Genomic DNA, 14,152 nt, shown 5'->3' on the forward strand with positions numbered 1-14,152 from the left:
TTAAGAGGTCCGCAGATTTCGGCGACGGAATCGCGGCTCATGCCAGCAACGAGGATAAAAGGCCGCGATGAGCGTCGAGTGTTACCCCATTACGATCCTGCCGCACGTCTCGCAGATCTACCGCGACTATCTCGTCATGGGCGAAAGCGCCCCCGACGCGGCTGTGCGGCGCTGGTATGGGTCAGGTAACACAGGCGGCCCCTTCGCCGGGGGCTGGATGCGCTCCGAGCTCCCAGAGATCGCTGCCGGGCGTCTGGCCGATGAGCTCAAGCGGCAGAACGAGGGCTTCGGCGCAGGCCCTGCCGCACTCGCGAACATTGAAAAGCTCCGCAGCGGAGCCCGCGCTGTTGTCACCGGCCAGCAGGTCGTGCTGCTGGGCGGCCCGCTGCTGACGCTCCTCAAGGCGGCCACTGCCGTATCCCGCGCGAAGGCGGCGACGAAGGCAAGTGGTGTCGAGCACGTCCCCATCTTCTGGATGGCGACCGAGGACCACGACCTGGCTGAGGTCGATAGGGTCGCGCTGCTGACCAAGACCTCCGTCGAGACACTGCGTGCCGGCCTTCACGTCCCGCACGCCGTTCCCGTTGGAGGCGTCACACCCGGCACCGAGATCGACGCCGTGCTCGAGCGCGCTACCGAACTGCTCGAATACGCTCCCGTCAGCGAGTGGCTGCGCGAGTGTTACCAGCCGGCAGACGGCAGCAGGCCCACCCTCGCGAGCGGGTTCGGACGCCTCATCTCGCGCGTCTTCGCCGAGCAGGGCCTCGTCGTCATCGACGCCTCGACGCGCGAGTTCCACGCCCAGGGCGCCTCCACACTTCGCTACGCCATCGAGCACGCCGCCGAGCTGCAGTCGACCCTTATCGCCCGCAGCGAAGAGCTTGTGCGCGAGGGCTACCACGCCCAAGTGCTGGTGGCTGAAGGAGCATCGCTGCTCTTCCTGCTCGACGAGCACACCCGAGAGCGCATTGCGCTGCGTCGGACTCCAGATGCCCAGTGGCGCGCAGGCGGAGACCTCTACACGGAGGAAGAGCTTCTCTCCATCCTCGACCGCACTCCCGAGCGGCTCAGTCCCAACGCGCTCCTGCGACCTGTCTTCCAGGACACCATCCTCCCAACTGCGGCCTACATCGGCGGCCCGGCGGAGATCGCCTACTTCGCGCAGAGCGCCGTCCTCTACGAGCGCATCCTCGGCCGCCTTACTCCGGTGCTTCCGCGCCTCAGCGCTACGCTCATCGAGCCCGCCATCGCCGCCGTTATGAGCAAGGACGAGATCCAGCTCCCCGACGCCATGACCACAGCCGACGATCTCGCACAGCGGCTCGGCGCCCGCGCCATGCCCATCGTGCTTAAGAAGAAGCTCGCTGCCGTCGGCAACGCCCTCGAAGACGAGCTCTCCGCGCTTACCGAGTATCTGCGCGGCATGGATCCCAACCTCGCTGCGTCAGCCGGGACCTCAGGCTCGAAGATGCGCTACCAGATGAACCGCCTCCGCCGCATGGCCGCCAACTACGAGTTGCAGAAGGAGGCCAGCCTGCGCAAGCACGCCGAGGCCATCACGCTCAACGCCTTCCCCGATGGCCACCCTCAGGAGCGCCTGCTTGCCGGAGTCTGGTTCCTCGCGCGCTACGGCGAAGGCCTCATCGAGCGCCTGGTCGGAGTCGCCGGAAATCAGTGTCCGGGGCACGTCGCCGTCAAGTTGTAGACTGTCTATACGAGGTCTTATTGAGTTCTGCGACGGCAAACCTGCGAGCCAAATGGATTCTGGTCGCATTTCTCGTGTTCATAGGCATCTTCGCGGGTAGTATTACCTGCCGGCTCTCAAAGGGATGCCATGTCCCGCAACGAGCCGCCTGCCGCGCGATCGGAGCGAATGGCAGTCTTTTTGCTGCGAATCGCGAGGACTCTCCTTCACCGCCGCCTACCCTCGGTTTCATCCTTCTCGCGCTGCTGCTCAATCCTTTCGTCTTCCGCTTCATCAGGGCGCGCCACTCGCATTCGACAATACGCCGCAGTGTTCGAACGAGTCTCTGGCTGCCTCCACTGCTCTTTCGTCCCCCGCCAGTCATCTCCGTCACCTAGCGCGCTCATCGCTTCACGGCGATTCCTGCCACGCTCTCCGCGTGGTGCGGCTTCATCTCTAAATGCGCGAACAGCACTCTGTTCAGGAGATACAAAATGTTGGCAGTAGAGGGGATCCCTCCGTCTTTTCCATCTTCCACAGATCAGGACATGGCTCAAATCGTTCACGCCCGGCGGCGTGAACTAACAAGTCTCATGCTCGCAGAGAAGAGCTACTTTGAGCGGATAGCGACCGCGATCTTACGAAACGCAACCGACGCGGAAGATGTCGTCCAGACCTCGTTCTGTGCCGCGTGGAAGGCCATCGCTGCGTTTCGCGGCGAATCTTTGCTCAAGACCTGGTTCACACGAATCGTCACGAACCATGCCATTCTGGCTCTCAGAAAGATGGGCCGAGGCAAGCTTGTGTCTATCGAGGACGATCCGAAATATCTTCAAAGTTACGAGCAAGCCTCCAGTTCGGCGGTAGACGATCCTGAAAAGATCATCGTTCGCCGGGAAGCGCTCAACCTCATTCACAGGCATATTGAGCATCTGCCGGAAGAGACTCGCATCGTCTTCATACTGCACTTTTCCAACGACTGCTCGATTGAGAGAATCGCTGAATTGAGAGGCAAATCCTACCGCGCGGTCATCTCCCAACTTCACCGCGGCAAGGCGCTCCTGCGAAAGCGTGTTCGAAAGGTGCCTGCGAGCCGGGTGATCGTTCAACACACACGTTGATTGATCCTCCTGAGGACATCGTCTACGGGCTCTCTCGCGGGCCCGTAGACGATGAAACTCCTCTCCCTCATTGGGTTGCTGTTCTTCTTAGCACGCACTTCCGGTCTCCCACCTTATCGCCTTACAATGGCCAAAGAGGTGAGCTTTTATGGGCCTGAGCGACCAGCCATTTGAAGTGATGTGTCCGGACTGTGGAGCCATGTTGAAGATCGACCCGGTGAGCCGGGCCATCATCTCCCACAAATCCGCCCCAAAGAAGAAGATGTTCGAGGACTTCGGCGAAGCAGCGAAGGCCCTGCGCGAGGCCGATGCTCGCCGCGACTCCGTCTTCCAGCAGTCCGTCGAGGCGCAGAAGAACAAGGAAGACATTCTGGCCAAGAAGTTCGCCGAGGCCGTCAAGAAGGCCAAAGAAACGCCGCTCGGAGATCGTCCGCTCCGCGACTTCGACCTCGACTAGCCAACACGGTAAAGTTAAGAAATGCCTCCCATTCTGAATGCGCAGGGCCTCTCGAAGGCCTTCGGCGCGACTGCCCTGTTTCGCGATATCTCTTTCACCGTCTCCGACGGCGACCGGATCGGCCTCATCGGTCCGAACGGAGCCGGGAAGAGCACGCTGTTGAAGGTGCTCGAGGGCGAAGAGGATGCAGACTCGGGTGACGTCGCCGTCCGCAAGCGCGCCCGCATCGGTTATGTTCGCCAGGAGTCGATGTTCGCAGACGGTCTGACGGTCCGCGCGATCCTCGAAGCGGCGCTCAAACAGGGCGGAGTCGCTGAGGCCGAGCGCGAGGGCAAGCTTCGCGAGACTGCCGGTCGCATCGGCTTTCCGGACCTCGCCGCCGAAGCCGCGAAGCTCAGCGGAGGCTGGCGCAAGCGCCTTGCCATCGCCGAAGCGGTCGTCAGCGGGCCTGACGTTCTGCTGCTCGACGAACCGACCAACCATCTCGACCTAGCCGGAATTGCGTGGCTGGAGGAGCTTCTCAATGCGAGTGATTTCGCTTGTGTTCTTGTCAGCCATGATCGTTATTTTCTTGAGAATGTTGCGACGGAGATAGCGGAGCTCAACCGTGTCTATGCGGATGGTCTGCTCCGCGTCAAAGGGACGTATTCGAAGTTCATCGAGAGCCGGCAGGAGTATCTCGAAGCGCAGTCGAGGCTCGAAGAGTCGCTCCGCAACCGCGTCAAAACAGAGATCGAGTGGCTGCGTCGCGGGCCCAAAGCTCGGGCGACGAAGGCGAAGGCGCGCATCGACAATGCCTACGCTCTCATCGATCAACTTAAGGACGTAAGCTCGCGCTCGCAGACCGCGACTGCGGACATCGACTTCGCTGCCTCCGAGCGGCAGACGAAGCGGCTGGTTGATCTCGACAACGTGACCATCGAACTCGGTGGCCGGAAGATCGTCGAGAACCTGAACTTCCTCATTGCCAACGGCACGCGCGTCGGTCTCGTAGGCCCGAACGGCAGCGGTAAGACGACGCTGCTGCGGCTGCTCACCGGTGAGCTTGAGCCAACCTCAGGCTCGGTGAAGCGCGCCGCATCGCTGAAGATCGTCTACTTCAGCCAGATGCGCGAGCTTGAAGAGGGCGTCACGCTGCGTCGCGCGCTCGCGCCTGATTCGGACTCGGTCGTCTATCAGGGCCGCGTGATTCACGTGGCCAGCTATGCCAGCAAGTTCCTCTTTACCAGCGAACAGCTCAATCAGCCGATCGAGCGGCTCAGCGGAGGCGAGCGCGCTCGCATCCTTATTGCCAGGCTGATGCTTGAGCCGGCCGATCTGCTGCTGCTCGACGAGCCGACGAACGACCTCGACATTGCGACGCTGGAGATTCTGGAAGAGAGCCTGCTTGAGTACAAAGGTGCTCTCGTGCTTGTCACGCACGATCGCTACATGCTCGACCGTGTCTCGACGACCATTCTTGGCCTCGACGGCAAAGGAGCAGCCGAGACCTTCGCCGACTACGCGCAGTGGGAGCAGTGGTTCTTGCAGAAACCGGAGCCTGAGGACATGCCGGCGGCAAAGCCTGCGCAGTCGGTTTCAGTTGCCGCGTCTGCGGGGAAGAAGAAACTTTCTTATCTCGAAGCCCGCGAGTTTGCGGGAATCGAGGAGCGGGTCGAGGCGGCGGACGCGCGTCTGGAGGCTGCGAACGCTCGCGTCAACGATCCTGAGGTCGCAGTCGACGCGGCGAAGCTGACCGAAGCGCTCGCCGAGATGGAAGCCGCACAGGCAGAGGTCGATACGCTCTACGCGCGCTGGGCGGAGCTGACCGAAAAGGCCGGATAAAAGCGGAACATCTTCCAGCGGCGTTTCGCAGTATGCTGCTGGCATATGAAAAGTCTCTCCGGCGTTTTGTTTCTGGGAATTGCTGCGACTGTTTGTTCCGCGCAAGCGCCTGCGGCGAAGCATCCAGTGGTTCTGCGTGCGGCGCGGATGCTGGATGTTGCGAATGGCAAGGTTGCTTCTCCTGGTGAAGTGCTGGTTGATGGCGGCCGAATCGTCGCTGTGGGAGCTTCGGTCTCTCGACCTGCTGGTGCTGAGGTTATTGACCTCGGCGATGCCACGCTGATGCCGGGGCTGATTGATGCGCATGTTCATCTCTTCCTGCATCCCGGCGCTGAAGATCTGCAGACCGTTCAGGAGAGCGTTCCGCAGCGGACGCTGATGGCTGCTGATGCGGCGCGGGCCGACCTGATGGCCGGATTCACGGCGGAGCGCGATATGGGCACCGAAGGCGCGGGTTGCGCGGATGTTGCGGTGCGCAACGCCATCAACGCAGGGATGATTCCCGGGCCGAGGATGCGCGTGAGTTGCAACGCTATCGACATCCTCGGCGGCCACGAGGACGCGATTGGCTACAACCCGGCGCAGAAGGTGCTCTCAAACGCCGATTATGCGGATTCGTCCGAGGAGATCGTGAAGGTGATGCGCGAGCAGCGCAAGGGCGGCGCGGACTTCACCAAGATCTACGAGACCGGGCCGGATTCTTTGCGCGGCGATCAGTTTATTACTCCGTATCAGTATCCGGCAGAGCAGCTTGGGGCTGCGGTTGCCGAGGCGGCGCGAACCGGCGGTGTTGCTGGTTCAGGGCGCGGCGTTGCGGTTCATGCCACGGGCGAGCCGGGAGCCGGATTTGCTGTCGCGGCTGGTGTGGCTTCGGTCGATCATGCGTATCTGTTGAGCGATGCGACGATGAAGGCGATGAAGGAGAAGCAGATTTACGCTGTTCCGACGTTCGCGATCATGGAGTACTTCGCCGACCACGCTGCGACTCCAGAGAGAGCGGCGCGAGATCGCGCGGAGCAGGCGTTTCATGCGGCTGAGTTCAAGAAGCAGATGGCTGCGGGCGTTCCGTTTGCCGTGGGCAGTGATGTGGGGCCGTTCCCGCACGGGACGCAGGCGCGGGAGTTGGAGTTGATGGTCGAGTACGGGATGAAGCCTGCGGATGTGCTGCGCGCGGATTTGATCAATGGCGCGAAGCTGCTTGGCTGGGCCGGCGAGATCGGTGAGCTGAAGGCTGGCTACTTCGCAGATGTGGTCGCGGTTCCGGGCAATCCGCTTGAGGACATCTCGGTGCTTAGGAAGGTTTCGTTTGTGATGAAGGGCGGCGAGGTGTATCGCCGCCCTTGAGATCGTTTATTTTGGCGACCACTGCTCGTCGGCGGAGGGGCCGTAGAGGGCGGGGACGGGGATGTCGTTGAGGCGGAGGTAGACGCCTAGCTGCGCGGTGTGGTGGATGAGGTGGTCGAAGAACATTCCGCGGAAGGCGGCAGAGCGGGGGCCTTTGGAGAGGACCTGCTCGCCCCAGGTGAAAGGCCAGATCTTCGCAAGATGCTCGTCGGACGCTGCGACGAGCGAGGCGCGGCACTTGGCGGCGCCCTCGTCGAGGGCTTTAAGGGCGGCTTCGCGGGTGGTGAATTCGAGCGAGGCGTGTGGACGCTTGGGTGCGGCCAGGTCCATGCCTTCGTCTTCGATGATGTAGTGGCCGAACAAGGGCAGCGTGGCGCAGTGCATGGCTAGCCTGCCCATCGGCATGGACTTGTCGTGACACTTCCAGTCGTTTTTGCCCTCGGGGACTCGTTCGAGGGTGCGGCGGGTGTTTGATATCTCGGTGTCGAAGTCTTGGAGGAGGATTTCGGCGATGGTCATCGGTTGGTTTCCTTTCTCAGAACGTTAGTGCGGAGGAAAGCAGATTCCTCCGCTTCGCTGCGGAATGACAACAAAACGGCCGCGAGGTGAAGCGTAGCGAAGCACTGCTGACAGCATCGTGTCTGGTTACAACCCTGTGACGTTGTAGCCGCAGTCTACGAAGGTTACTTCGCCGGTGATTCCGCTGGCGAGGTCGCTGGCGAGGAAGAGGGCGGTGTTGCCTACTTCGAGCTGGTCGACATTGCGGTGGAGCGGGGCGCGCTCTTCGACGGCGGTGAGGATCTTGGTGAAGTCGCCTATGCCTCGGGCGGCGAGGGTCTTGATGGGACCGGCGGAGATGGCGTTGACGCGGATGTTCTTGCTGCCGAGCGAGGCAGCGAGGTAGCGCACACAGGCTTCGAGGGAGGCCTTGGCGAGTCCCATGACGTTGTAGTTGGGGAAGACCTTGGTGGAGCCGTAGTAGGTCAGGGTGATGATGCTGCCGCCTTCGGTCATCAGTGGGACGGCGGCGCGGCTGACGGCGATAAGCGAGTAGACGCTGACGTCGTGGGCGATGCGGAAGCCTTCGCGGCTGGTGTAGAGGAAGTCGTTCTTGATCTCGTTGGGGGGGGCGAAGGCTACGGCGTGGACGACGGTGTGGAGTGTCCTGTACTGCTCCTTGAGCTTGGCGAAGAGGGAATCGATCTCGGCGTCGGAGGAGACGTCGCACTGGAAGGTTTTGGCAGCGGGGAGTTCGGCGGCGAGGGCCTCGGCGTCGCGCTGGAGGCGCTCGTTCTGGTAACAGATGGCGAGGGTGGCGCCGGCCTCGGAGAGTTTCTGGGCGATTCCCCAGGCGATGCTGCGCTTGTTGGCGAGACCGAAGACGACCGCGACTTTGCCTTTGAGATCAATCATGTTGGCTGAGTTTCTCCTGTGATTTCCGTTGGTAAGGATAGCAGCTTGAGTGGGGCGTTTAGGGAGAGTATCCCCCTCCACCATATTTTGTGCAAAGTATTCAAAAATAATGGTTTAGGTTCGGAATTGCTTGCTAAAGTATTCCATCTAAACGATTTATTAGTCAAAGTATTCAAAATAAATGGGTTGTGGGTTAATTAAATGGACAAGCCCCGGGTGGCCGGGGCTTGGGTCTATTTGTATTCTAGCAAGTTGCGGAAACTGCTCTGCCACTTGTAAGCCGTTTGTTTTTAGTCAGTTGAGTGTTTTGAGCACTTGACAGGATTTTCTGTGGAAAAGCCGTAATTGAAATTGGGGGTTACGAGACGGAGAGTTCGCTTTCGAGGTTGAGTGGCTCGTCCTGAGACTCATGCAGCAGGAGGCGGCTGCAGTCACGCCCAGCGTGCTTTGCGTCGTAGAGGGCCTTGTCGGCGCGGATGAGCGCAGCGGCGATGGGTTCGCCGGGGATGGCTTCGGTGACGCCGATGCTCAGGGTGAGCGGGAGATCGTTACCGGGCCAGTGAAGCGATCGCGTGGCCTCGGTGATGCGGTCAAGGACTGAGGTGGCGTCGAGGCTAGTGGTCTGGGGGAGGACGAGGAGAAACTCGTCGCCACCGTACCGCCCAAGGCTATCGTATGCGCGCAGGCGCGAGGAGATCGCTTTGGCGACCAGTTGGATGGCGGCGTCTCCGGCGGCGTGGCCTAGGGTGTCGTTGATGATCTTGAAGTGATCGACGTCGATGAGCGCGATGGAGAGGTGGCCTCCGCTTCGCGCGATGCGTTTGATCTCGACGTTGAGACGAAGCTCGATGCCACGCCGGTTGAGCGCTCCGGTCAGAGGGTCCTGTTCCGACTCAGTGCGGACGATGGTGAGGATTCTGTTACTGATCATGCTCTTGAAGAAGAGACCAGTGAGGCAGATGTACAGCAGGTTGACGGCGAGCGGGAGCGACTGAAGGACGCTGCGCTGCGTGTAGTTCGCCGACGCTCCGTGCCATGCGATGAAGAAGGCGCGGCAGATGCTGTTGAGTGTGAACAGGGCCATCGTCAGTCCGAAGAGACGCATGTGGGTGCGAGCCTGCGCATGTTGGAGGAGCTTGAAGGCGGTCAGTCCACGGGTGAGAGCTACGGTGAAGGAGACCGCTGCGAGGCAGGGGACGATGTTGTGCCGCACCTGGCCATAGAAGCAGATAAAGGCGAGGGCGACGGTGTCAGCGATCAGGAGGGGCGTGATGGGCTGATCGTCACCCAGAAACCGCAGCAGGCCGCGATAGAAGAGGGTAAACGAAGCAAGAATGAGAAGGCCTGGGACGGTAGTGGAAAGCAAGTCGGGAATGACGCCGCTCATGTAGAGGAGCAGAACCCCGGGAACTCCGAGAAGAAAGCTTGCCGCCACGGAGCCGATGCCGCGGAATGCAGGGTAGGTGCGGCGCATGCTGATAAATAAGACAGCGAAGACGGCTGCCAGGATGAACTGACAGGAGAAGAGAGTTCTGTTGTCAAACCATGACACAAGCAACATCAAGAGGGCCTCGTGCCGCAGTGTAGCGAGGCCTTTTGGGGCGGGAGAAGGCGCCTTTAGTTGTAGTTATTGCGACTGGTCGAAATCAGGAGACGAGCCAGTCGTATTGGTCGTCGGTGAGGGGGACGACGGAGAGGCGGAACTGGCGGAACATGATGGAGCCTTTGAAGACCGGGGCTTCGCGGATCTCGGCCAGCGGCTTTTCGCGCTTGAGACGCTTGACGGGAGCGATGCGGACGATGGGGTTCTTCGGGTCGGAGGGATCGACCGAGACGACCTTCGCGGTTCCGACGGCGGCCTTGCCGATGTTGGAGTGGTAGATGACGAGCTTGTCGCCCTTCTTCATGTTGCGGAGGGTGAGGAGGGCCTGATTGTTGCTGATGCCGTCCCAGGTGGTCTCGCCATCGCGGAGAAGGTCGTCGTAGGAGTATTTGTTGGGTTCGGATTTGAGGAGGTAAGGCATGGCTGTCCTTGGTTGTTGTAGTTCAGCAGAGAAACCGCAGGTCCCTCGACTTCGCTGCGCTTCGCTCAGGATGACACGAATTGGAGCTGGTGGAAAAGACGATGTGTTCGATTAGCCGCCGAGGTCGAGGAGGTGGACTTCGTTGAGGGGGTGGCCGAGGAAGGCGGAGCCGAGGCGCTGGAACTTTTCGATGGAGTCGGTGGCGTAGAACGTGCTTGCAGGTGGCTCGGTGGAGGCTGAGGGTGGGAGAAGCGCGGACACGGCGCGGGCGGTGGCCTCCGCGGAGTCGATGACGTACATGGGGTGGTGGAGCTCATGGAGGGTGTTCTCGATGAGCGGGCGCAGCAGCGGGTAATGGGTGCAGCCGAGGAGGAGGATGCTTGCATCGGGAGCCTCACAGAGTGCTTCAAGGAGGTAGATGCGGAGGACTTCGGCGGTGACGGCGTGGCTGATCCAGCCTTCTTCAACCAGCGGGACGAGGAGGGGGCAGGCCTTCTCCGTGGCGCGCAGGCCGAGGGCTGTGAGGGCGCGGGTGTAGGCGTGGGACTGGGTGGTGGCGGATGTGGCGAGGACGAGAGCGTGGGCAGGCTTTGGCGGTGGCGCGTGGTGAGATGTGGTTGGAGAAGCGTGTTTTTCCGCTCCCCCGTCGACTTGCTTTGTTCGCTCAGGGGCCGATCGAAATAACGATTTGTGCGAAGCGCTCAGTGCGGCCTGGGCTCCGGGCTCGATGACTCCGAAGACGGGGATGAGAAGGGCGGCGCGGATGTCGTCGAGGGCGAGGGCTGTGGCGGTGTTGCAGGCGATGACGAGGTGGTCTGCGCCTTGATCGGCGAGGAAGTGGGCGCTGGAGACAGCGTAGCGGGCGACGGTTTCGTGGGACTTGGAGCCGTAGGGGAGACGGGCGGTGTCGCCGAGGTAGATGTAGCGGGCGTGAGGGACGAGGCGGAGCAGCTCACGGAGGACGGTGAGGCCTCCGAAGCCGGAGTCGAAGACGCCGATGGTGGGACGCTCGGGGGTAGGTGAGGGTGTGGAGCTCATGGCTGGGTGGCCTCTTCGGTGGGCGCGGTGGATTGGGTGGTGGTGTCGATGCAGGGATAGGAGCGGCTGAGGTCGGCGTGGCCGGCGAGGGTGTCGTGGGGCTGGCCGTCGACGAGGAAGCGGACGTGTGCGATCTGCGGGAGTGCGGCGTGGAGGGTTCCGATGATGGAGTTCAGGGTGAGGGTTTCGACCTCGACGCCGGAGGGGTGGTTGGCGACGAAAGAGCCGTGGAGGTTGAGGATGGCGGTCTCGCCGGTGTTGGGGGTGGAGGGATTCGTGAGGAGGAAGACGTCGTCGATGGCGGGTCCGCTCTGGAGCGGGTGGGGCGAGTCGGGCTGGGAGTACTGGGCGAGGAGGTCGTTGAGCAGGACGCGGGCGCGAAGGGTGGGATTCTTGGGCAGGGCGACCTGCGCGCGCGAGGGGGTGATGGTGCCGTCGGCGTCGCTGGCGAGGTAAAACGTGACGTCCTCGGTGGTAGCGGCGTTGGGGGCGGCGATGGGCATGGCACTGTTTAGCTCGGTGAGGCGGAGGTGGGCCTGGCGGCAGCCGTGGATGAGGAAGAGGGCCAGGAGGGAGATGCCGCCGACGAGGCTCCAGAAGAGGATGCGCTGGTAGCGGGGGATCATCGGGCGGCTCCTGTTGGCCCTGTGGCTGCCGCGGCCGGCGGGGGGGCGTTGTGGTTGCGGTAGGAGGAGAGGCCGTCGGCGATGGCCTTGGCAGTGATCTGCTGGTAGCTGCCGTCAGTGACGGAGGTGGGCTGGGCCCCGGCGTGCGCGGGCGGAGCAAGCTCGATGGCGACTGCGGCGCAGGTGAGGTTGTCGAGCGGCGGAACGGACGCGCGCAGCAGGACGGCGGGGAGCTTGTCGGCGGTGAGGGCGAGGCCGATCTCGTTGGCAAGGCGGAGGCTCTGCGGAATCGTGGGAGCCTGGGCGGTCTGCCAGGGCAGGGCTATGCGTGCGGCCGCGAGGTGGTCGGGTGGAGTGAGGGCCGAGGTGACGATGTGGACTCCGGAGCCGCTGGTGGTGGCGTGAAGGATGAGGCAGGCGAGCGGGCGGGCGTGGTTGGCGAGGCCGGCACGCTGGTCGGTGGAAAGGACGTCGGCGGGGTCGGAGTCGCGAGTGGAGAGGACGGTGAAGCCGGCGGCGGAGAGCAGCGTGCGGAGGCGCGCCGAGAAGGAGAGGGTGACGTCCTTTTCGAGGACTTCGCCGGCGAGGTGGGCGCCGGTGTCGGGGCCGCCGTGGGCGGGGTCGATGAGGATAACGTTGCGGTAGAAGGCGGGGAGGGGCTTGGGTGCGGTCTGCGGCTGCGGGGATGGCTGGGGTGTCTGGGCCGTCTGCGCATTGGCGAGGCAGGTGATCGCGCTCAGCAGGAGGGTGGTCGCGGTCTTGAGGATGGAGTGGCGAGTTGGGGTCACGGCTTGGGGGAGATGCGATTTGATTGTAATGGAGAGGATCGTGGGCGATTCCTTCGCAGCCGAAGAGGCAAGGGTCCCTCCGGGGATGACAACGAGAGATGCAAATGCAACTGCAAGAACAACGGCAGGTGCAACTGCAGAAGCCACGGCAGTTCTTTGGCTGGGTTGAATGTGTGCTTTCCCACCCATCGCGATGAAGCTGCGATGGATGGGGCACCCGAATATCCTGAGAATCCCAGGTGGCCGCCGCAATGGTTGCGGCGGCTGTGGTTCAGTCGAGGGCGTAGATAGCCAGGCCGCTCAGGAGCTTGGGGTAGAAGTCGGTGGATTTTTGCGGCATGACGTCGCCGGCGAGGGAGACATCTTTGAGCTGGTCGAGGGTGATGGGTTTGATGAGGAAGGCTATGTTGGCTTCGCCGCTGGTGACCATGGAGACGGCTTCGTCGGCTTCGCGGATGTAGGCGACGCTGCCGAGGCGGGTGATGGTCTCCTGGTCGAGGCCGAGGAGCTTATCGAGGACGACGCGGTGAAGCTGGACGACGTCGAGGTGGCGCTGGCGTGCGGGAAGGTCCTTGAGGATGTCTTCCATGACCTCGGGCTTGGCGGTGAGGAGATAGTTGCCGTCGCCGGTGGCGGCTATGAAGGCCGTGCCAGTGGTGTTGGCGAGGGCGGAGACATCCGGCTTGTCGAGCTCTTTGATGGTGAAGTAAACGCTGGCCTTAGTGATGAAGTCGGGCGAGGAGAAGCCCTCGAGGCCGTGGACGACGCGGTGCGTGGGAAGAATGGTGATTCCGGGGGCGTCCATATTGACGAAGGTCATCATCATGGCTGCCTCGGGGAAGGATGGAGCGGGAAGGTGGCCGGCAGGGAGCTTCCCGTCCTCGCCCATGGGTTCGAAGGGCTGGTTGAGGGGGAGCTTGAGTTGCGCGCTGCGCTCCTTGGCGTAGGCGACGGAGGTTTCGTAGCGGTGGTGGCCGTCGGCGATGATGAGCTTCTTGTCAGCCATGGCGGTGACAATGAGGTTGATGAGGTTTGGGTCGGTGAGCTTCCAGACGCGGTGGACGACGCCGTACTCATCGGTGACGGCAAGGTCGGCGGGGGTGGTGTCTGCTCCGTTGGGGCCGTTGACTCCAAAGATGAGCTTCTCGGCGGTGAAGGCGGGGTCGGAGTAGAGCATGTAGATCTGCTCGCAGTAGGCGCGGGTGGCCTTGAAGAGACTCATTCGGTCGGACTTGTGCTTTGGGAAGGTCTGCTCGTGGCGATAGACGACCTTGTCGGCGTAGTCGTAGAGGTGGCCGAGGGCGATGAATCCGCGGCGCTCGCGGATTTCATTGGAGTGAGGGACTTGGTAGGTCTGGGAGTAGCCGTAGAGTGCGGGCTCGGACTCCTCGGCGAGGATGCCGTCCTTGCGCCATGCGTGGAGGGTTTCGGCGGCGCGGGTGTAGACGTTCTCCTGCTCGGTGTCGCTGGGGAATTGCTTGCCGAGGATGACGCGGACGAGGTTGTAGGGGCTGGCCTCGTAGTAGCGCTGCTGCATGGCTGGGGTGATCTTGTCGTAGGGCTGGGTGACGACGTCCTCCATCTTGACGCGGGCAAGGTCGTAGCGGAGAGCGCGGAAGGGATAGATGCGGGCCATGCTGTGTGATCGCTCCAGAGAAAAGAGATAGGTCGATTGTACGGTGTGGTATGGCGAGGCAGTTGAAAAGCAGAATGCCCGCTGTGGAATAACAATGAGATCGCGGGGAGTGGCAACCTGAGAGTTCGCAGCGTCATCGCAATTCAATCCATTGCTCACAAATGGATGACAAATGACTTTGATGATGCGTCTATTAT

At 62.1% G+C, this 14,152-nt stretch carries 13 protein-coding genes; 5 read left to right on the forward strand and 8 right to left on the reverse strand.

The features are described 5' to 3' along the window. The first annotated feature begins 67 nt into the window (after window positions 1–67). The 5 genes from bshC (at window position 68) to OHL16_RS17350 (ending at window position 6,430) form a co-directional block, all read left to right on the forward strand. Window positions 68–1,705: a bacillithiol biosynthesis cysteine-adding enzyme BshC gene (gene bshC / locus OHL16_RS17330; protein WP_263368437.1), complete on the forward strand. Its 1,638-nt coding sequence runs from the start codon at window positions 68–70 to the stop codon at window positions 1,703–1,705. Window positions 1,706–2,178: 473 nt separating this feature from the next. Then, the gene (locus OHL16_RS17335; RefSeq protein WP_263368438.1) at window positions 2,179–2,805 is read left to right on the forward strand and encodes a sigma-70 family RNA polymerase sigma factor; all 627 of its coding nucleotides are present in this window, start codon (window positions 2,179–2,181) and stop codon (window positions 2,803–2,805) included. A 199-nt stretch (window positions 2,806–3,004) separates the two neighbouring features. Continuing rightward, window positions 3,005–3,262, forward strand: a complete 258-nt coding sequence (locus tag OHL16_RS17340) for a hypothetical protein (protein WP_263368439.1) — start codon at window positions 3,005–3,007, stop codon at window positions 3,260–3,262. 21 nt (window positions 3,263–3,283) lie between these two features. After that, on the forward strand, window positions 3,284–5,086 hold the full coding sequence (locus tag OHL16_RS17345) for an ABC-F family ATP-binding cassette domain-containing protein (RefSeq protein WP_263368440.1): 1,803 nt from the start codon (window positions 3,284–3,286) through the stop codon (window positions 5,084–5,086). A gap of 45 nt (window positions 5,087–5,131) precedes the next feature. Next, window positions 5,132–6,430, forward strand: coding sequence for a metal-dependent hydrolase family protein (locus tag OHL16_RS17350; RefSeq protein ID WP_263368441.1), 1,299 nt, complete (start codon window positions 5,132–5,134; stop codon window positions 6,428–6,430). 6 nt (window positions 6,431–6,436) lie between these two features. Here the strand turns inward: OHL16_RS17350 and OHL16_RS17355 are convergent, their stop codons facing one another. From OHL16_RS17355 to OHL16_RS17390, 8 genes are all read right to left on the reverse strand, one after another. Then, window positions 6,437–6,949 (reverse strand): DinB family protein, encoded by a 513-nt coding sequence (locus OHL16_RS17355; protein ID WP_263368442.1) that lies wholly within the window; start codon window positions 6,947–6,949, stop codon window positions 6,437–6,439. 126 nt (window positions 6,950–7,075) lie between these two features. Then, window positions 7,076–7,843 (reverse strand): enoyl-ACP reductase FabI, encoded by a 768-nt coding sequence (locus OHL16_RS17360; RefSeq protein WP_263368443.1) that lies wholly within the window; start codon window positions 7,841–7,843, stop codon window positions 7,076–7,078. Window positions 7,844–8,201: 358 nt separating this feature from the next. Further along, complete coding sequence (locus OHL16_RS17365; protein WP_263368444.1) at window positions 8,202–9,404, reverse strand: GGDEF domain-containing protein; 1,203 nt, start codon at window positions 9,402–9,404, stop codon at window positions 8,202–8,204. Between the two features lie 85 nt (window positions 9,405–9,489). Further along, window positions 9,490–9,867, reverse strand: a complete 378-nt coding sequence (locus tag OHL16_RS17370) for an EVE domain-containing protein (protein ID WP_263368445.1) — start codon at window positions 9,865–9,867, stop codon at window positions 9,490–9,492. 111 nt (window positions 9,868–9,978) lie between these two features. Next, window positions 9,979–10,905 carry a glutamate racemase gene (locus OHL16_RS17375; protein ID WP_263368446.1) on the reverse strand — a complete coding sequence of 309 codons (927 nt, stop codon included), beginning with the start codon at window positions 10,903–10,905 and terminating at the stop codon, window positions 9,979–9,981. Beyond that, window positions 10,902–11,531: a GerMN domain-containing protein gene (locus OHL16_RS17380; RefSeq protein ID WP_263368447.1), complete on the reverse strand. Its 630-nt coding sequence runs from the start codon at window positions 11,529–11,531 to the stop codon at window positions 10,902–10,904. The genes OHL16_RS17375 and OHL16_RS17380 overlap by 4 nt, the downstream gene beginning before the upstream one ends. Then, the gene (locus tag OHL16_RS17385) at window positions 11,528–12,466 is read right to left on the reverse strand and encodes an N-acetylmuramoyl-L-alanine amidase (RefSeq protein ID WP_263368448.1); all 939 of its coding nucleotides are present in this window, start codon (window positions 12,464–12,466) and stop codon (window positions 11,528–11,530) included. Before OHL16_RS17385 ends, OHL16_RS17380 begins: the two co-directional genes overlap by 4 nt. A gap of 124 nt (window positions 12,467–12,590) precedes the next feature. Then, a complete protein-coding gene (locus OHL16_RS17390; protein WP_263368449.1) occupies window positions 12,591–13,955 on the reverse strand; it encodes a DUF1015 domain-containing protein in 1,365 nt (454 codons plus the stop codon). Window positions 13,956–14,152 lie beyond the last annotated feature (197 nt).

Origin of the sequence: Edaphobacter bradus, from assembly GCF_025685645.1 — a bacterium.
GTDB classification, from domain to species: domain Bacteria; phylum Acidobacteriota; class Terriglobia; order Terriglobales; family Acidobacteriaceae; genus Edaphobacter; species Edaphobacter bradus.